Annotated in this window: 15 protein-coding genes; 4 read left to right on the top strand and 11 right to left on the bottom strand. The window is 72.8% G+C overall.

Features of this window, described 5'->3' with window-relative positions:
• Positions 1-104: 104 nt before the first annotated feature.
• The 6 genes from J5Y09_RS16625 to J5Y09_RS16600 all read right to left on the bottom strand — a co-directional run bounded on the left by J5Y09_RS16625 (position 105) and on the right by J5Y09_RS16600 (position 7,315).
• Positions 105-1,010, bottom strand: a complete 906-nt coding sequence (locus tag J5Y09_RS16625; protein WP_209352932.1) for an NAD-dependent epimerase/dehydratase family protein — start codon at positions 1,008-1,010, stop codon at positions 105-107.
• Entirely contained in the window at positions 1,003-1,530 is a 528-nt protein-coding gene (locus J5Y09_RS16620) for a dTDP-4-dehydrorhamnose 3,5-epimerase family protein (protein WP_209352931.1), read from the bottom strand. The genes J5Y09_RS16625 and J5Y09_RS16620 overlap by 8 nt, the downstream gene beginning before the upstream one ends.
• Positions 1,527-2,777, bottom strand: a complete 1,251-nt coding sequence (locus J5Y09_RS16615; RefSeq protein ID WP_209352930.1) for a class I SAM-dependent methyltransferase — start codon at positions 2,775-2,777, stop codon at positions 1,527-1,529. The genes J5Y09_RS16620 and J5Y09_RS16615 overlap by 4 nt, the downstream gene beginning before the upstream one ends.
• Positions 2,774-5,158, bottom strand: coding sequence for a tetratricopeptide repeat protein (locus tag J5Y09_RS16610; protein ID WP_209352929.1), 2,385 nt, complete (start codon positions 5,156-5,158; stop codon positions 2,774-2,776). The genes J5Y09_RS16615 and J5Y09_RS16610 overlap by 4 nt, the downstream gene beginning before the upstream one ends.
• 172 nt (positions 5,159-5,330) lie before the next feature.
• A complete protein-coding gene (locus J5Y09_RS16605) occupies positions 5,331-6,485 on the bottom strand; it encodes an aminotransferase (RefSeq protein WP_209352928.1) in 1,155 nt (384 codons plus the stop codon).
• A gap of 242 nt (positions 6,486-6,727) precedes the next feature.
• A complete protein-coding gene (locus tag J5Y09_RS16600) occupies positions 6,728-7,315 on the bottom strand; it encodes a DNA-3-methyladenine glycosylase family protein (protein ID WP_209352927.1) in 588 nt (195 codons plus the stop codon).
• Between the two features lie 275 nt (positions 7,316-7,590).
• On the opposite strand from J5Y09_RS16600, the gene J5Y09_RS16595 reads away from it, so the two are divergent.
• Both J5Y09_RS16595 and J5Y09_RS16590 read left to right on the top strand, forming a co-directional pair.
• The gene (locus J5Y09_RS16595; RefSeq protein WP_209352926.1) at positions 7,591-8,307 is read left to right on the top strand and encodes a response regulator; all 717 of its coding nucleotides are present in this window, start codon (positions 7,591-7,593) and stop codon (positions 8,305-8,307) included.
• Positions 8,300-9,646, top strand: a complete 1,347-nt coding sequence (locus J5Y09_RS16590; RefSeq protein WP_342451494.1) for an ATP-binding protein — start codon at positions 8,300-8,302, stop codon at positions 9,644-9,646. Before J5Y09_RS16595 ends, J5Y09_RS16590 begins: the two co-directional genes overlap by 8 nt.
• 105 nt (positions 9,647-9,751) lie before the next feature.
• Here the strand turns inward: J5Y09_RS16590 and J5Y09_RS16585 are convergent, their stop codons facing one another.
• Genes J5Y09_RS16585 through J5Y09_RS16575 form a run of 3 tightly spaced genes read right to left on the bottom strand, consistent with a single transcriptional unit; the run spans position 9,752 to position 12,751 of the window.
• A complete protein-coding gene (locus J5Y09_RS16585) occupies positions 9,752-11,512 on the bottom strand; it encodes a pilus assembly protein TadG-related protein (protein WP_209352925.1) in 1,761 nt (586 codons plus the stop codon).
• Positions 11,509-12,156, bottom strand: coding sequence for a TadE/TadG family type IV pilus assembly protein (locus tag J5Y09_RS16580; protein WP_209352924.1), 648 nt, complete (start codon positions 12,154-12,156; stop codon positions 11,509-11,511). Before J5Y09_RS16580 ends, J5Y09_RS16585 begins: the two co-directional genes overlap by 4 nt.
• Entirely contained in the window at positions 12,128-12,751 is a 624-nt protein-coding gene (locus J5Y09_RS16575; protein WP_209352923.1) for a TadE family protein, read from the bottom strand. The genes J5Y09_RS16580 and J5Y09_RS16575 overlap by 29 nt, the downstream gene beginning before the upstream one ends.
• Before the next feature lie 204 nt (positions 12,752-12,955).
• Between J5Y09_RS16575 and J5Y09_RS16570 the strand changes: the two genes are divergently transcribed.
• Both J5Y09_RS16570 and J5Y09_RS16565 read left to right on the top strand, forming a co-directional pair.
• Positions 12,956-13,519 (top strand): LemA family protein, encoded by a 564-nt coding sequence (locus J5Y09_RS16570; protein WP_209352922.1) that lies wholly within the window; start codon positions 12,956-12,958, stop codon positions 13,517-13,519.
• 19 nt (positions 13,520-13,538) lie between these two features.
• Positions 13,539-14,693 carry a M48 family metallopeptidase gene (locus J5Y09_RS16565; RefSeq protein WP_209352921.1) on the top strand — a complete coding sequence of 385 codons (1,155 nt, stop codon included), beginning with the start codon at positions 13,539-13,541 and terminating at the stop codon, positions 14,691-14,693.
• A 53-nt stretch (positions 14,694-14,746) separates the two neighbouring features.
• On the opposite strand, the gene J5Y09_RS16560 is transcribed toward J5Y09_RS16565, so the two are convergent.
• Together J5Y09_RS16560 and J5Y09_RS16555 are read right to left on the bottom strand one after the other, a co-directional pair.
• Entirely contained in the window at positions 14,747-15,391 is a 645-nt protein-coding gene (locus tag J5Y09_RS16560) for an aspartate/glutamate racemase family protein (RefSeq protein ID WP_209352920.1), read from the bottom strand.
• On the bottom strand, positions 15,388-15,816 hold the full coding sequence (locus J5Y09_RS16555; protein WP_209352919.1) for a hypothetical protein: 429 nt from the start codon (positions 15,814-15,816) through the stop codon (positions 15,388-15,390). Before J5Y09_RS16555 ends, J5Y09_RS16560 begins: the two co-directional genes overlap by 4 nt.
• Positions 15,817-15,837: the final 21 nt, after the last annotated feature.

Below are 15,837 nucleotides of genomic sequence, written 5' to 3'. Positions count from 1 at the left end.
ACACCGCGCCGATCCGGCCGGCCTCCGCGCATCGATGATGGAGGGCACAGGACACCCGATCATCCGCGTCCGGCCGGGCGTGCCCTGGCATGACGCCGTCGGCATCAGCAGGTGAGCGCCCAGAGGCGGCGAAGGTCACGCTCGACCGGCGCCGCTTCCGTGAAGCCCGCCACCCGCCGCAGCCGCGCGACATCGGCCACCATGACGGGAACCTCCCCCGGCCGGTCGGGCAGGGCGCCCAGGCGCGGCAGGTCCGGCCGGCCGGCGATGGCGGCGATGCCCCCGACCAGCGCGCGGATCGCGCGCCCCTCGCCCGAGGCGACGTTCACCGGCCCTTCCAGGCGGGAGGCCGCGACCGCGGCCAGCGCACGGCCGGCGAACCAGGTGCTGGAGAAGTCCCGCACCGGCGTGCCGGAGGCGACATCCGCCGGCCGTCCCTGTCGCAGCGCGCGCATGACGGAGGGCACGAGCCGGTCCGGATGCTCCCCGGGCCCGAACAGGTGGAACAGCCGCGCCCAGGCGACGGACACGCCGGTCCGCGCCGCCAGGCCCATCAGCCGTTCGGCGAGCGCCGCCTTGGCCTGGCCATAGGGCGTATCCGGCGCGACGGCGCGGGTCTCCGGCCAGGGCAGCGCGTCGTCCCGGTCGGCGGCGGCGTATTCCGCGCAACTCCCGATGCCGAGGATGCGCCGCCCGCCGGCGGCGGCGAAGGCCCGCGCGAGGTCGGTCGAGGCCTCGAGCCAATCGGCGTTCTCCGGCGCGGTCCAGAAGCGCCCATGGGCCACGACCCAGGCGGCATGGACCAGCACGGTGGGGCGGATGTCGCGGAGCAGGGCGGCGGCGGTGCCAGGGGCGAGCAGGTCGGCGCGATGGCCGAAGGCCGCGCCGGCCGGGGCTTCCGTCGTTATATGCAGAATTGCATGCACCTCGAACCCCGCGGCGGCGAGCGGTCCGACCACCTGCCGCCCCACGAAGCCCGCCGCGCCCGTGACGAGCGCCCGTTCAGCCATGGTCCGGCCAGGACCGGTCGCGCTCCGACATCACTGCCGGCGTCGCGGGCCAGGCGATGCCGAAGGCCGGGTCGTCCCAGCGCACCCCGCGCGCGAGCTCCGGCGCATGGGGCGCGTCGATCAGGTAGTCGAGCGCGGCATCCTCGGTCAGCGTCATGAAGCCATGCGCGCAGCCAGGGGGGATGAACAGCGCGTTGCCCTCCCGGGCGGACAGCGTGACCGCGATCCAGCGCCGATGCGCCGGGCTGTCGGGCCGCAGGTCCAGCACCACGTCATGCACCCGGCCCGAGATGCAGCGGACGAGCTTCGCCTCGGCCCGCGGCGCCGCCTGGTAGTGCATCCCGCGCAGCGTGTGCCGCCGCGCATTGTCCGACCGGCTGGCCTGGACCGGGCGGAAGCCGATGCCGGCGGCGGCGAAATCCTCGGCGCACCAGAGCCGCGTGAAGGCGCCGCGCGCATCCCGGGATGGGGCGGGCAGCACCTCCATCACGCCCGGCAGCGGGGTCGGGCGGAACATCATCGCGGAGCGACCTCCCGCATCTCCGGCACCGCGACCAGCAGCCGTCCGGCGAAGCCCGCCCCGCGCAGCTGGCCGGCGACCTCCCGCGCGATGTTCCAGGGCAGGATCAGGATGTCGTCGAGGCCGAGGGCGAGCAGCGCCTCGGGCGTCACCACCGGCACATGGCTGCCGGGCAGCAGCCGCCCCTGCTTGGCCGGGCTGCGGTCGGCGACCGCCAGGATGTCCCCCGCGCGGACGCCGGCGGCGTTCAGTAGCGTGTTGCCCTTGGCCGCCGCGCCATAGGCGCCGATGCGCCGGCCTTCCGCCCGCGCCGCCGCGAGCCAGGCGCGGAAGCCCGCCACCACGCGCTGCGCGCGCGCATCGAAGCCACGGTAGAATTCATCGCGCGCGACGCCGCGCGCGGCTTCCTCGGCGCGCACATCGGCCAGCCGCGCGCTGCCCCGGCGCGGCGCGGCGGAGGAGAAGACGCGCAGCGACCCGCCATGCGTCGGCAGGCGCTCCACGTCGAACACGACCAGCCCGTGCCGCGCGAGCAGCCCTTCCATCGCGTGCAGCGACCAGTAGGCGTAGTGCTCGTGGTAGATCGTGTCGAACTGCACGCCATCGACCATGGCGATCAGGTGCGGCGCCTCGATCGAGACGATCCCGGCTTCGCCCGCCAGCACCGCGAGGCCGGCGGCGAAGTCGTTCACGTCCGGCACGTGGGCGAGCACGTTGTTGGCGACGACGAGATCGGCCGCGCGGCCGCGCGCTGCGACGATCTCGGCGGCCGTCGCGCGGCCGAGGAAGCGGGCTTCCGTCGGCACGCCGGCGGCGCGCGCGACCTCCGCCACGTTGCGCGCCGGCTCGATGCCGAGGCAGGGGATGCCGGCCGCGAGGAAGTGACGCAGCAGGTAGCCGTCGTTGCTCGCCGCCTCGATCACGAGGCTGCCGGGTCCGAGGCCGAGCCGCAGCGCCATCTCCGCCGCGAAGCGCCCGGCATGGGCGACCCAGCCATCGGACATGGAGGAGAAATAGGCGTAGTCCTCGAAGATCCCGACCTCGTCCACCACCGTGTCCAACTGCACCAGCCGGCAGCCGGTGCAGACCAGGGCGCGCAGCGGGAAGGCGGGCTCGCGCCGCGCCGCTTCGGCGTTCGGCACGTAGGAATTGGCGACCGGCATGCGGCCGAGGTCGCAGAAGACCGGCCCGAGCGGCGCGCCACAGGCGCGGCATTCCGTGACTTCCAGCGCGCCGAGGACGGTCATGCGCGCACCACCTCCTCGACCTTCGCGTAGAAATGCCTGGTGAAGCGGCCGGGCTGGCCGAGCGGCCGGGCGCGGATCAGGTCGCGCAGCGAATGGCGCAGCCGCAGCCGCAGCGCCCGGTCGCAGGCGAGGTCGGCGGCGCGCGCGACATAGTCCGCGACACTGTTCGTCGAGAGATCCGGCAGCCCGGTATTGATGAGGTTGGAATGCGACAGCCGCTCGGGGAAGCCGGGGCCGGCCAGCGTGACCACGGGCACGCCCATCCACAGCGTCTCGCAGGTGGTGGTGCCGCCGACATGGGGCAGGCTGTCGAGCGCGATGTCGATCTCGTTGTAGTGCTGCAGGTGCCGCCCGCGCACGCCGACGAAGGCGATGCGGTCGGGGTCCACGTCGCGCGCGGCGAAGGCGGCGCGCGCATTGGCCTGGAAGGGCGCGGCATTGCCCTCGGGGCGGACGAAGAGGAAGCGCGAGGACGACACCTCCCGCAGCACCGCGGCCCAGGCGTCGAGGCAGGCCGCCGTGACCTTGTAGGGGTTGTTCATGGTGCCGAAGGTGACGCGCCCCGCGCGGTCCTCCGGCAGGCCGGGCAGGATGGGTTCCGGCCCGAAGCCGAGCGGGCCGAGCGCCACCCAGGATTCCGGCATCTCGAAGGGGCGCTCGATCAGCAGCCGCGGATCGGTCGGCGCGAGATGCGGGTCGACGAGGATGTAGTCGATCGCCTCCAGCCCCGCCGAATGCGGGTAGCCGAGCCAGGAGGCGCCGATCCGCGCCGGGCGGCGGGCCATCACCTCCAGCTTGTTCATCGCGGTGCTGCCGCCGAGTTCGAACAGGATGTCGAGCCCGTCCGCGGCGATGCCTTCCGCCACCTGCTGGTCCGGCCGGCGCGGCCACCAGCGGAAGGCGTGGACCGATGGCTCGATGCGCGCCTGCACCGCGTCGCGCTCGCCCTCGTAGAAGGAATAGCAGAAGACCTCGAAGCGATCCCGGTCGTGCTCCATCAGCAGCGGCAGCGCGAAGTAGGAGACGGGGTGGTTGCGCAGGTCGCTCGACATGAAGCCGATGCGGATTTTCCGCCCTGTCGCCAGCGCGGGCATCGCAAGCGGTGCGACCGGCACCACGCCGCGTGCGGCGCGCACGCCCCAGGCGCGGTGCCATTCGAGGATGCGGATGCGGTCCTCGATCGTCGCGACCTGGCCGAGCTCGTAGTGCAGCGGGGCGATGCGCCCATCGGCGAGCCAGCGGCGCGCGAGGTCCGGCAGCGCGCCGGTCGCGGCGAGCCGCGCCTCGTCCAGGCAGCGCTGGAAGATGGTGCGCAGCGGGCGGGCATCCTCGGCGATGCGGTCGCGATGCCGGTCCATATGCGCGACGGCCAGCGCGTAGGCTTCCTCGATATGCGCGGTCTCGGAGCCGTATCGGCTGCGCGCGAGGCTGTCGATGAGTTCGGCCGAGAGCTCGGCATCCGCCGGCCGGTGCGCCAGCGCGTCCCGCAGCACCTGGTTCGCCGCCGCGCGCTCGCCGTCGCCATGCAGGCGGGAGAGCAGGATGGCGGCCTGCGCATGGCCCGGCGCCGCGGCGAGCACCGCGGCGAAGCCCGATCTTGCGGCCTCGATCTCGCCCGCCCGCCAGGCGAGGCGCGCGCGCATCACGCCGATGCCGGGATGGCCGGGATGCATCGATGCGAGCCGGTCGAGCAACGCGCGCGCCTGGTCGTTGTCCCCCGCCTGGAGCAGCAGGCCGGAGAGCTGCAAGCCGGCCTCGAGGTTGCGCGGGTCGACCAGCAATGCGCGGTCGAGGCAGCGCCGCGCGGCATCGGCCTCCCCCGCCGCGGCCAGCGACCTTCCCTGCAGCCGCCAGAATTCCGCGTTGCGCGGTTCGATGCGCGCCGCCCCGGCATAGGCGGCCGCAGCACCCGCGAAGTCGCCCGCGAGGTGCAGCGTGTTGCCGAGGTTGTTCCAGGGGGAGGCGTTGCGCGGTTCGAGCCGCTTCGCCGCCTCGAACGCCGTGGCCGCTTCCGCCAGCCGCCCGGCGCGCTTGAGCAGCACGCCGAGCAGGTTGGTGAGCGGAAAATCCTTGGGACGCCTGTCGAGCGTGGCGCGGGCGGTGGCGATCGCGTCCTCCCGCCGCCCGGCCGCTTCCAGGGCGAGCGCATGGGGCAGCGCGATGGCGGCGGCGGAAGCGCCCAGGCGCACGGCCTCGGCGAAGGCGTCCGCCGCCTCGGCCGGGCGGCCGGTTTCGGCCAGCAGCAGGGCGAGCTGCTGCCAGGGCTGCGGCTGCGTCGGCGCTTGCCCGATCCGGGCGCGCAGCGCGGCTTCCGCGGCGGCGCGGGCGGCCGGGTCAGGCGGGGCGGGGCGGGGGAGTTGGCGGCGATGAGGCGCGGGCATGGCGGGTCAGCGCCTGCCGGGCAGCGCCGGGGGGATGATCATATCGAAAATGTATCGTTTGGCATCGCGCGCAGGCAAGCGTGACCGATCGCCTCCGCCGTGCGGCGTGGCGGAGGCGCCTATCGGGCGCGCTGGCGTCGGGGCGCGTGCCGCCGCGCCGTGCGGCGGTGGATCAGAGCCGCGCGGGGACCTCGGCGATCACCGCTTCCTCGGCATTGGCGAAGGCGAGGCGCAGGTGCCTCTCCTGCCCCGGGCCGAAGAAGGGGCCTGGCAGGCCGAGCAGGCCGCGCTCGACGGCCAGAGTCTCGGCCATCGCGACGGCGTCCGGCGCGTCCTCGGGCAGGCGGAGATAGGCGAAGTACGCGCCGAGCGCGTCGAGGCGCCAGCCAGGCAATTGCCCCGCGGCGCGGCGGAAGGTTTCGGCGCGCGCGGCCATGATGGCGCGGTTGCCGTCGCGCCATGCGGCCAGAGCCGGCACCGCCCAGGACAGCGCCGCCTGCGCGGCGCGCGGCGCGCAGATCTGCATGGTGTCGAGCGCCTTCATCAGCGCCGCGCGGAAGGCCGGCCCGGCCGCGATCGCGGCGACGCGGTGCCCGGGCACGCAATAGGCCTTCGAGAAGGAGTAGAGGTGGATGACGTTGTCCCGCCAGGCCGGGTCGGCGAACAGCGCGTGCGGCGGGGATTGCGCGGGGTCGAGGAAGTCGCGGTAGGTCTCGTCCAGCACCAGCCAGGCGCCGTGGCGGCGGGCGAGCTCGGCGAAGGCGGCGATGACCGCGGGCGGATAGACCGCGCCGGTGGGGTTGTTCGGGCTGACGAGGACGATGGCGCGCACGCCCTGCATCATCCGCGCCGCGCGGTCCGGGTCGGGGACGAAGCCGTCCTCCGCGCGGCATTCGAGCGGCACGCAGGGGATGCCCAGGGCCGAGAGCGCCATGCGGTGGTTGAAGTACCAGGGTGCGGGCAGCATCACCGCTTCCCCCGCGCCGGCGAGCACCGTCATCGCCATGGTGAAGGCGAGGTTGCCGCCGGAGGTGATGGCGATGTCGTCGGTGGCGATGCGCGCGCCGTAGACGCGCGACATGTCCTCCGCCAGGGCGGATCGCAGTGCCGGTTCGCCGTCGATCGGCCCGTAGGAGGATGTGGCCGTGCTGCCTGCGCAGGCGGCGAGTTTCGCCAGCAGGTCGTCATGCGGCGGGTATCCCGGCACGGCCTGGGTGAGGTCGAGCACGCGCCCCGCGCGGCCGTCGTAGCGGGAGGCCCAGGCGCGGACGGAGGGGATGGGTGGTTCTGACGTGGCGCCGATGCGCGGCGAGAGCGGGAAGTGCATGTGCTTCAGGGAACCATCCCTGCCAGGCGCCGTCCATCTGCGAGGGCGGGTGAGGGGTACCGAGGGCCTTTCGGCCCTCGGCGGGGAGGTTCGGAGGGGCGGCGCCCCTCCGGTCACGCATGTTCGGGCCTTTCGGCCCTCGGCGGGGAGGTACGGAGGGGCGGCGCCCCTCCGGTCGCTTACCTTCGGGCCTTTCGCCCCTCGGCGGGGAGGTTCGGAGGGGCGGCGCCCCTCCGATGTTCCTACGCCGCCTCGCCCGCCGGTCGGCCCGTCGCGTGCCGCCAATGGTGCCAGAGCAGCCGTGCGGCCAGCGATCGCCAGGGCGACCAGGCGGTCGCGATCTCCACCAGCGCCTTCGGCTTCGGCCGTTCAGGAAGGTTCTTCAGGTGCGCCAGCCCCGCCGCGAGCGCGACGTCGCCGGGCGGAAAGACGTCGGGCCGTTCGAAGCCGAACAGCAGGTGGACCTGCGCCGTCCAGGGCCCGAGGCCGGGGATGGCGGCGATGGCGGCGATGGCCTGTGCATCGGGCGCGGCGCGCAGTGCGGGCAGGTCGAGCCGCCCTTCCACCACGGCCGAGGCGAGCGCGCGCACATGCGACACCTTGGGGCGGGACAGGCCCGCCCCGCGCAGCGCGTCGTCATCGAGCGCGAGCAGCCCCGCCGGGTCGAGCGCGCCCGGCAGGGCGGAGAGCCGCCCCCAGATCGCGGCCGCGGCCTGGTTGCTGATCATCTGCCCGCAGATCGTCCGCAGCAGGCCGGGGAAGCCGGGGTCGCGCCGCCGCCAGGGAAGGGGGCCGGCGCGGGGCTCGATGCCGGCGAAGTCGGGGTCCATGCGGCCGAGTTCGGCGATGCCCTCGCGCGCCCAGTCGGGAGCGGGGGGTGAGGCGGCGGGCGCCGTGGGAAGCGCGCCCGCCGCCTCGGGGAAGCCGTGCCCGCGGGGGAGGCGGCGGGCATCGGTCCGTGATCGGGAAGGTAGGGTGCGCATGCGGCGAACGAAGCCCGCAAAGGGCCGGGATTGCAACGCTCGGCAACAGCGGCGGCGGCGGTTACGGAAAGATACGCGTTGCCCCCGATGAACGGCGGCGGAACGGGCCCATTGTAACAGGCATGGAGCCAGCCCCGCACATCCTGGTCGTGGACGACGACCGCGAGATCCGCGACCTTCTCTCCCGCTTCCTGGAAAAGCAGGGCATGCGCGTGACCGCCGCGCGCGACGCGCGCGAAGCGCGCAAGGCCTGGCCGCTCGGGCGGTACCACCTCGTGGTGCTGGACCTGATGATGCCGGGGGAACCGGGGCTCGACTTCGCGCGCTGGCTGCGGTCGCAATCGGACGTGCCCATCGTGATCCTGACCGCGATGGGGGAGGAGACGGACCGCATCGTGGGGCTCGAACTGGGCGCGGACGACTATGTCGCGAAGCCGTTCAACCCGCGCGAGCTGCTCGCCCGCATCCGCGCCGTGCTGCGCCGCGCGAGCGGGGAGGGCCCGGCCAAGGAACCGCCGGCCAAGATCATCCGCTTCGCCGGCTGGACGCTGGAACCGGCGCGGCGGCGCCTGCTGAACCCGGACGGGGCCGAGGTGTCGCTGACGGGGGGCGAGTACGAATTGCTGCTGGTGCTGGTCGAACGCCCGAACCGCGTGCTGACGCGCGACATGCTGATGGACCTGCTGCGCGGCCGGCAGGCGGGGCCCTTCGACCGGGCGATCGATGTCGCCGTCTCCCGCCTGCGGCGCAAGCTGGAGGATGACGGGCGCAACCCCAGCCTGATCAAGACGGTGCGCGGCGGCGGCTACGTGCTTGCGGCGACCGTCGAGCGTGGCTGAGCCCCGCCGCCGGATCCGGCTGCCCGCGAGCCTGGGCGGGCGAACCGCCTTCTGGCTGATCCTCGCGCTGATGCTGGTGCAGGCTGCGGGGCTGACGATCCATGCGCTGGACCGCGTGGACCTGCAGCGCTTCATCCATGCGCGGGAGATCGCCGGGCGTGCCTTCGGCGCCTGGCGCACGGCGCTGCTCTCCCCGCCCGACCGGCGGGCGCAGATGCTGGGCGATCTCGACCTGCCGGACGGGCTGACGGTGGATCTCGACCGGGACCCGGCGGTGCGGCTGGGCGCGCCGCTGCCGCCGCCGGAGGTGATGCGGCTGTTCCGGCTCGATTTGGTGAACAGCGGCCCGCCGCGGCTACGGCCGCGGGAAGCGCGGATCGGCGCGCTGCCGCCGGGCGGCTTCGCGGCGGCGCTGCGCCTGCCCGATGGGGAATGGGTCAATATCCGCGTCAGCATGCCGCCGCCGCGGCCATGGCATTCGGGGACCTTCCTCGCCGCCTTCGCGGTGATGACGATCGCGGCCGTGCTGCTGATCATCTGGGCGGTGACGCGGCTGATGCGCCCGGTACGCCTGCTGGCCGAAGCCGCCGACCGGCTGGGGCGCGACGTGAACGCGACGCCTCTGCCCGAAAGCGGGCCGTCGGAGGTCGCGACCGCCGCGCGCGCCTTCAACCTGATGGCCGAGCGCATCCGCCGCTTCGTCGCCGACCGGACGCAGATGCTGGCCGCGATCGGGCACGACCTGCGCACGCCGATCACGCGGCTGCGGCTGCGCGCCGAGTTCATGGACGACGACGAGCAGCGGCGGAAGATGCTGGCCGACCTCGACGAGATGGAGCGGATGATCGCGGCGACGCTCGCCTTCGCGCGCGACGACGCGGCGGCGGAACCGGCCTCGCCGATCGACCTCGCCGCGCTGTGCCGCACGGTGGCGGACGAGGCGACGGATGCCGAGCCCGACAAGGCGGACAGCATCTCCTATGCCGGGCCGGACCGGCTGGTGGTCCGCGCGCGGCCGGTCGCGCTGAAGCGCGCGCTGGCGAACCTGGTGGGCAATGCGCTGGCCTATGGTGGTGCGGCGCGGCTGGTGCTGGCGCCGCCCGAGGCCGGGATCGTGCGCCTGACGGTGGAGGATGACGGGCCGGGCATCCCCGAGGGCGAGCTGGAGGCGGTCTTCGCGCCCTTCCGGCGGCTGGAAGGCAGCCGCAACCGGGAGACGGGCGGCACGGGGCTCGGCCTGACCATCACGCGCAACATCCTGCGCGCGCATGGCGGGGACGTGGTGCTGCGCAACCGGCCGGGCGGCGGGCTCGCGGCGATGGCGAGCCTGCCGGTCTAGAGCGATCTCCGATCGGCCGGGAATGGGCCGGCCGGATGTCCTGCGCCAGTCCGCGGCGCGACATCCGATCACGCTGATCCGGCGTGATCGGATGGTCGCGCGGGGCTACTGCACCAGCCGCAGGCTCGCGAGCTGTCCCGCGATGGTGCGGAAGGCAAGGTTGAGAGCGTCGCGGGTGGGGCTGCGGAAGTAGCCGAAGTTCTCGCGCGGGTCGGTCGCGCAGTTGCGATACAGGTCCTGCGTCGCCGTCGGGAGGTTGTTGTTCGGGTCGAAGACGATCGTATAGATCGTGATCCCCCGGGCGCGGATCGCCGTGCACAAGCGCGCCATGCGCGCGTTGATCTCGGCAGTTCCCTGGGCGTTGTTGTTGATGTTCGTGCCGAGCCGCTCCTCGGACAGGCGCCCGTAGGCTGTGCGGTCGGCATCGTCGTTCGTGATGTGCGCGCCGCCGCCGCCGACGGTGCGCCAGGGCCAGTCCGCGGGGGTGGGCAGGGTGGCGACGGCAGGGTTGTTGGTCACGCAGCGCGGCGTGCCGCCCGTCGTGTTGCAGCGGCCGGGCGCGCCGTCCGGGAAGTCGAACCAGTTGTTCTCGCCATCCGTCATCAGCACGATCGCCTTGGTCATGGCGCGCGTGCCGTAGTCGAGCGGCAGCTGCTGGCCCTCGCGCTGCTCGGTCAGCGCCCAGTCGGCGCGCCAGAGCGGGGAGAGCGTCCCCCAGCCGAGCTGCAGGCCGAGATTGGCCATGGTGCCGCCGCGATGGGTGTGCCGCAGCGCGTCGATCTGGGCGAGGATCGGCGTGCGGTCGCGCGTCAGCGGCAGGACCGCGCGCGGGCAGCCGAGGTTGGGGCCGCGCGCCTCGTTGCCGCGCGCGGCGTCCTCGTTGTCCGTCCCCGGGGCCTCGGGGTTCGGTTCCCACACCGCGTCGTTCCAGGCCGCGGTCGCGTTCGAGACGACGTTGCCGCCGGGACCGGGGATCCAGGGGTTGTCGCCGCGGTTGACCGGCACGTCGGTGGCGAGCGGCGTCGCGGTCCTGATGATGTTGTTGCCGCGCCGGACCCAGAAACTGCCCGTCGGGTTTCCGTTCACGACCTCCCGGCTGTACTCGTAGCGGTTGGACGCCCAGAAATGCGGCCGGAAGCGCACCGTGCTCGGCGACGTCTCGGTCTCGTCGAAGGCGCCGCCGTAGTTGTTGCCGACGCGCGCCTCGACGCAGCCGCGCCAGACGGTGGGCTGGTAGTCGGTGGTGTTGAGGCTGCCGGGCTGGAGCCAGGAGTCGCGTCCGCGGCCGATGTTCACCACCGCCGTATAGGGCACGACCGACACCCACAGGTTCGGCTGGCGCTCCTCCCCGGCGTAGAGGATGTCGATCAGGTCGCGCGCGGCGGTGCGCAGCGCCTGGATGTTGGCCACGCCCATCGAGCCCGTGACGTCGAGCACGAGCGAGAGCTCGAGCCCGGTGCCCTGGCGCTCGGCCACGGCGCTGTCGACGATCGGCGTGTTGCCGCGGTTGATGATGCTGAAAAGCGTGGTCGGCACGGTCGCGCTGCCGGTGACCTGGACGCGGTTGGTGCCGACCAGCGCGACCACCGGGTCGCCGATGGTCGCGCCCATGTAGTTGAAGTTGCGCCCGTTCTGCGAAATGTTGGCCCAGTAGATGGCCTGGACCTGGGCGTTGCGCTCGGCCTCGGGCAAGGCGAGCTGCCGGGCGGCGACGAGGCTCGCGGCGTCGATCGCGGTCTTGAGCCGCGCATTCACCATCCAGATGCGCGTGAGGTCGACGGCCAGGCCGGCGAAGCCGATCACCGCGACAGCGACCACGGCGCTGATCGCGGCGATGGCGCCACGGCGGTTCGGCAGGCGCATCATGTGCAGTCCCTCGCGTTCGAATTGGTCGGGCGCTGCTGCAGGCGCCCCGGCTCCGGGGAGCGGGAGAGGAACATCGTCACGCCGGTAAGCGTGTTCGGCAGGGCGGTGCCGATCAGCCCGGCGCTGATCCGCCAGGGCACGACGATCGCGTAGACCTCGGTCGTGAACAGGGTCTGGTTCTCGGGGATGGTGAAGGCCTGGTTGTTGCGGCCGCGGATGGTGGGGGTGGGCGCGGCCTCGGTGCCGAACAGGCTGTTCGTGCTGCTGTTGCCGGTGCGGATCTGCCAGTTCAGGCGGTTGCTGGTGGCGTTGTTGCGGCTCATCGCCGTGATGATCATGGCGCCGCCGGTCGCCGAATTGACGTCGACGACGCCGCCCGCGATCCGCTCGGCATGGCCCCAGAACTGCGAGGTGTCGCCGGGCGCGTTGATACGGGAGCATTGCGACACGATCTGGCCGATCTGGACCGCGATCATCTCCATGCGGATCTGCGCGCGGAAGACGCGCACGAGGTCCGCCGTCGCCAGCAGGATGAGGAAGAAGACGGGCGCCATGAGCACGAGCTCCGACCCCGCGACGCCGCGGCGGCCGGCGATCGCCCGGGCAAGGCTGCGCCTAGCAGGTGGTGTTTTCGAAGGGCTCATTCTTGATCACGATCGTTGTCTGGTGCGTGAAGCCGTTCGTTCCCCAGAAGCTCGCGGCGACCGGACCGGTGATGAAGGGCTGCCGGTAGCGGATGTTGTAGGAGGTGATCTGCCCGCCGGTGCCCGCCCCCGCCGTGCCGTTGCCCGTCACGCTGCCGACATTGCCCCAGGTCGCGGTGGTGACGGTGAGGTTCGCCCCGGCGCGGATCAGGCCGCCGGTTGAGGAGGAGACGAGCCAGGCGATGCCGGTCGAGCGGCAGCTCGGCAGTTCGGCCGGGGCGGTGCCGGCGCGCTGCCAGTCCGGGATGCTGTTGGTGCCGGTCGCGCCGAAGCGGCTGGCCTTGAGCGCGGCATGGTCGAGCGCGGCGCTGGTGGCCAGCTGCCAGGCGGCTTCCATGGTGCCGATGATGAGGACGAAGAAGGGGCCGCCGACGAGGGCGAGCTCGACCGCCGTGGCGCCGCGGCGGCGGCGGGCGGCGCGGGGCAGCAGGGGCTGCTGCACGGTGGCCTGGGTCGCGGCGTCGGGGGCGGGACGGCGCCGCAGGCGGGCCATCAGGGTGCGAGACGCCGTCATCGCGAAAGAGCGCAGCCGCATCGGAGACTTCTCAAAATTACGACAATCACGAAGGATTGACATGACCTCTCTTAGAAATGAATGGACCGTAAATGTCAAAGCCAATGGGGGTTACGAAATTCACGAAAGAGTGAGGCGTAGGGCGGGGTGTGACCTGACGCCTCTCGCGCGCGCCGAAAAGCCCGTTACAGTCCCGCCCCGTCGCTCAAAAAAGGTCGCAGCACCATGGAATGGGTCATCCTCGGCATCCTCGCGGTGCTCATCATCTGGCTGGTGGTGGTCTACAATCGGCTCGTCGCGCTGCGGCAGGCGACCGGCCAGTCCTGGTCCGATGTCGATGTGCAGCTGAACCAGCGCCACGACCTGATCCCCAACCTCGTCGAGACGGTGAAGGGCTACGCGGCGCACGAGAAATCGACGCTCGATGCCGTGATCCAGGCGCGCAACGCCGCCGTCACCGCCCAGGCGCAGGGGCCTGCCGCCGCGGGCCCCGCGGAAGGCCAGCTGGGTGCGGCGCTCGGCCGGCTTTTCGCCCTGTCGGAGGCCTATCCGGACCTCAAGGCGAACCAAAACTTCCTCGGCCTGCAGTCCGAATTGTCGGACATCGAGAACAAGCTCGCCGCGGCGCGGCGCTTCTACAATGCGTCGGTCGCCGAATACAACGCGATGACGGAAAGCATCCCGGCCGTCTTCTTCGCGAAGTCCATGGGCTTCCAGCAGCGCGGCTTCTTCGAGATCCCCGAAGCCGATCGGGCCGCGGTGCAGGCGACGCCGCAGGTCCGCTTCTAGCGGGCGGGGGGGCGCCGCCATGCAGGCCTTCGGCCTGCGCACCCATGCCTGGAACACCGCCTGGCGGTCGATGCTGCTGCTGGCGGGCTTCCCGCTGCTGCTCGCGGTCATGGCGCTCGGCCTCGGCCTGGTGTTCGGGTCCGAGCAGCGCGACCTCGGCCGCGCCTTCGGCAATGCCCTGCGCAACCTGCCGGGCCTGTATGTCATGGCCTGGGGGGCGGCGATCATCTGGTTCGCCATCGCCTATGCCGCGCACAACAAGATCCTGGACTGGGCGACCGGCGCGCGGCCGGTGACGCGGGCGGAGGAACCGCGGCTGTGGAACCTGCTCGAGAACCTCGCCATCTCCCGCGGCATGCGCATGCCGCGGCTGGCCGTCATCGAGACGCCGGCGCTGAATGCCTATGCGGCGGGGCTGACGCGCGACAGCGGGTCCGTGACGGTCACGCGCGGGCTGATGGACGGGCTCGACGACCGCGAACTGCAGGCGGTGCTCGCGCATGAACTCGCCCATATCCGCAACGGCGATGCCCGGCTGGGGCTGATCGCGGCGGTCTTCGTCGGGGTCATCTCGCTCGGCTTCGACATGATGACGCGCACGCGGCGCGTCGCGCGCGCGGGCTCATCCTCCTCCGACAGCGGCTGGCGGGTGAACGGCAACTCCCGGAACGCGGGGGCGGCGGCGCTGATCGGCGTGCTGATGATCGCGCTGGCCTGGGGGCTGGCCGCGGTGCTGCGGATGATGCTCTCGCGCAACCGGGAATTCCTCGCCGATGCGGGGGCGGTCGAGCTCACCTCGGACCCGGATGCGATGATCTCGGCGCTGCGCAAGGTGGAAGGCCGCGCCGACATGCCGGACGTGTCGCCGCAGGTGCGCGCGCTGTTCCTCGAGGATGCGACGGATTCCGCGCTCTCCTCCCTCATGGCGACGCATCCGCCGATCCCCGATCGCGTCGCGGCGCTGGTGCGCTTCGCCGGCGGCCGCGACCCCGGGCCGATCGAGACGCCGGCGATCGCGGAGGACCAGACCCCGCCCTGGGCGCAGCAATCGGTGTCGGAGGACGAGACGGTGCGCATCGGCCCCGCCGCCGCCCCGCCGGCGCCCGGCGGCCCCTGGTGGCAGGGGCCGGCGCAGCCGGGCAGCGGGAAATCGCCCTGGGGGCCGCGCGGGTAGAGCACTATCCGACCAGCCGGAAACGGCTGATCGGATAGTGCTGTAGCGCGGCCTCAGCCGCCCAGCAGGCGCTTCATCTTCAGCACGGCGCTGTCGGGCGTGGTCAGCACGGGCTTGCCCGTCACCTGCTCGACCAGCCCCTTCGCGCGCGCCAGGCTGAACTGGCCGAGTGCGATGGCGTCGCAATCGGCAAGGTCGCGCGCCGCTTCCATCGCCAGACGGTCATGCGTGGCGAGGTCGCCGGCATCGAGTGCCGCGAGCCCGCCCTCGGCGACCTTCGGCACCACGGTGATGCCGGAGGGGAATTCCGGCGTCATGGACGGGATGGTGCCCTGGAAGGTGACGAGCAGGCCGATGCGCGTGCCCTTGGTCACCGCTTCCTCGATCATCGCCTCGTTCGGCTTGAGCACGGGCATGGGTGCGAGGTCGCGCGCGCAGGCCTCGATGCAGGGGCCGAAGGCCGAGCAGGTGAACAGGATCCCGTCCGCCCCCGTGCCGGCGGCGTAGCGCGCGAGCGTCAGGAAGCGTTCCGTCATGCGCGGCGTCAGCGCGCCTTCGCGCGCGAGGTCCGCCGAGAGGCTGTCGTCCAGCAGGTTCATCAGCACCTGGCCGGGCCACAGCCGCGCGAAGGCAGCCTCGATCGGCGGCGGGGAGTGGCGCAGCGCGTGGATCAGGGCGATCCGCTTCGGACGGCTCATCGGTTGGGGCTCCCGCAACGGCGGAGGGTGGAGGGGAAGTCCCGGCAGTTCGGGAACTCGATCTCATCCGGGCCGAGGCGCCGGACCTCGAGCACATCCGTCCCGCCCTGGCAGCCGAAGGCGGCATCGGGCGGCAGGCGGCCGCCGGGCGTGGGGACGAAGCGGAAGGTCGCGCCGTCCGGGCGCCCGGCGACGGTCTCGATCAGCCGCTGGCGATAGGCGGGGTCGAGGATGCCGCTGCGCAGCACGACCTCCCGCGTGAAGATGACGCTGGGCTGGGCGGTGCAGCGCGCGCCCTCCGTCTCCCCCGCGGGAAACAGGCCGCCGGTCCAGGACCCGAACAGCCATTCATGCGGCATGGGCTGCTGCGCCGCGGCGGGGGCGGCGGCCAGCGCCAGGGCAAGCGCGCAGGCAAGGCGTCGCATCGGCGTGTCTCCTTCCCGTCG

This window comes from Roseomonas nitratireducens (genome assembly GCF_017813355.1).
Taxonomy (GTDB): domain Bacteria; phylum Pseudomonadota; class Alphaproteobacteria; order Acetobacterales; family Acetobacteraceae; genus Neoroseomonas; species Neoroseomonas nitratireducens.
The sequence above is the reverse complement of the archived record's forward strand: the minus strand, read 5'-3'. Positions and strand labels throughout refer to the sequence as shown.

Excerpts from the sequence above, each read along its gene's own strand:
- J5Y09_RS16625 (WP_209352932.1), bottom strand. The coding sequence starts at position 1,010 with ATGGCTGAACGGGCGCTCGTCACGGGCGCGGCGGGCTTCGTGGGGCGG.
- J5Y09_RS16620 (WP_209352931.1), bottom strand. The coding sequence starts at position 1,530 with ATGATGTTCCGCCCGACCCCGCTGCCGGGCGTGATGGAGGTGCTGCCC.
- J5Y09_RS16615 (WP_209352930.1), bottom strand. The coding sequence starts at position 2,777 with ATGACCGTCCTCGGCGCGCTGGAAGTCACGGAATGCCGCGCCTGTGGC.
- J5Y09_RS16610 (WP_209352929.1), bottom strand. The coding sequence starts at position 5,158 with ATGCCCGCGCCTCATCGCCGCCAACTCCCCCGCCCCGCCCCGCCTGAC.
- J5Y09_RS16605 (WP_209352928.1), bottom strand. The coding sequence starts at position 6,485 with ATGCACTTCCCGCTCTCGCCGCGCATCGGCGCCACGTCAGAACCACCC.
- J5Y09_RS16600 (WP_209352927.1), bottom strand. The coding sequence starts at position 7,315 with ATGGACCCCGACTTCGCCGGCATCGAGCCCCGCGCCGGCCCCCTTCCC.
- J5Y09_RS16595 (WP_209352926.1), top strand. The coding sequence starts at position 7,591 with ATGGAGCCAGCCCCGCACATCCTGGTCGTGGACGACGACCGCGAGATC.
- J5Y09_RS16585 (WP_209352925.1), bottom strand. The coding sequence starts at position 11,512 with ATGATGCGCCTGCCGAACCGCCGTGGCGCCATCGCCGCGATCAGCGCC.
- J5Y09_RS16580 (WP_209352924.1), bottom strand. The coding sequence starts at position 12,156 with ATGAGCCCTTCGAAAACACCACCTGCTAGGCGCAGCCTTGCCCGGGCG.
- J5Y09_RS16575 (WP_209352923.1), bottom strand. The coding sequence starts at position 12,751 with ATGCGGCTGCGCTCTTTCGCGATGACGGCGTCTCGCACCCTGATGGCC.
- J5Y09_RS16570 (WP_209352922.1), top strand. The coding sequence starts at position 12,956 with ATGGAATGGGTCATCCTCGGCATCCTCGCGGTGCTCATCATCTGGCTG.
- J5Y09_RS16565 (WP_209352921.1), top strand. The coding sequence starts at position 13,539 with ATGCAGGCCTTCGGCCTGCGCACCCATGCCTGGAACACCGCCTGGCGG.
- J5Y09_RS16560 (WP_209352920.1), bottom strand. The coding sequence starts at position 15,391 with ATGAGCCGTCCGAAGCGGATCGCCCTGATCCACGCGCTGCGCCACTCC.
- J5Y09_RS16555 (WP_209352919.1), bottom strand. The coding sequence starts at position 15,816 with ATGCGACGCCTTGCCTGCGCGCTTGCCCTGGCGCTGGCCGCCGCCCCC.